General features: G+C 71.4%; 1 pseudogene. It reads left to right on the forward strand.

From position 1 onward, the window contains the following. A pseudogene (locus tag EN964_RS36700) lies at positions 1-555 on the forward strand (autotransporter outer membrane beta-barrel domain-containing protein); the annotation flags it as partial.

Raw genomic sequence — 555 nt, forward strand, 5'->3', positions numbered from 1 at the left:
CGGTGCCTTTGAATATTATCTGTTCAAGGGCGGCGTCAGCGCCGGCAGCGAGGAGAACTGGTACCTGCGCTCGACGCTGAACACGCCGGCCCCTCCGGCCGCCGCCCCGCCGGCGCTGGAACCTACTGCGCCGCCGGAACCAGAGCCGCCGGCGGCCGAACCGCCGCCGCCGCCGCCTTCCGAGCTGCCGCCGACGCCGCCTCCGACCGAGGGCGACATCAACAACCCGCCGGTCGATCCGACACCGCCGGTGCAGGCCGCCGATCCGGAGCCCGAGCCGCCGCCGGCACCACCGCCGGCACCAGTTGCGGATCCGCCCCCGCCGCCACCGGTGGTGCCAACGGATGTGCCTGACCTGCCGACACCGGCGGCGGGCGAGGAGATCCTGCTCTATCGCATCGAGGTTCCGGTCTATTCCGCCTTGCCCCCGGTCGCCGAACATCTGGCGATGACGACGCTCGGCACCTTCCACGAACGGCGCGGCGAGCAGAGCCTGTTGTCGAACACCGAGCTGTCGCCGGTCTGGGGCCGCATCTTCGGTCAGGACAGCAAGAT

This window comes from Mesorhizobium sp. M7A.F.Ca.CA.001.10.2.1, from assembly GCF_003998575.1.
Lineage (GTDB): Bacteria > Pseudomonadota > Alphaproteobacteria > Rhizobiales > Rhizobiaceae > Mesorhizobium.